The 297-nt window shown below is 36.4% G+C and carries 1 protein-coding gene; it reads right to left on the bottom strand.

What is annotated here, in order from left to right:
* Positions 1-75: 75 nt before the first annotated feature.
* A partial coding sequence (locus ACSG5Z_RS30870) for a DUF2690 domain-containing protein (RefSeq protein ID WP_435712859.1) occupies positions 76-297 on the bottom strand: 222 nt, incomplete at its 5' end.

The raw sequence follows: 297 nt of genomic DNA, 5'->3' as shown, positions 1-297 counted from the left end.
AAAAATACCACAATAAAATGCAGTAAGGCTCTTTCATTTTTATATCAAATAACAACTCTTAACTCATGTGTTATATTAATAACAAATTGTCTCCGCATAATTATATGCATCACTATTCGGAATGGCATGTTTCCCTTGCGCTTGTGCCTTCCTTGGATCTAAATCATATACCAGTGGCGTATAGCATGATGTTTGCCCTTTATTCACAACACCATTTCCTCCAGCACTCCCGCAAGTGTATGCCTTTCCATCTGTTTTTCTAACAATCCTTGCATCAGCTTCGTTATTATATACTTC

The organism is Bacillus pretiosus (assembly GCF_051294775.1).
In the GTDB taxonomy this organism is placed as follows: domain Bacteria; phylum Bacillota; class Bacilli; order Bacillales; family Bacillaceae_G; genus Bacillus_A; species Bacillus_A wiedmannii.
This window is presented reverse-complemented; position numbering and strand designations above follow the sequence as displayed.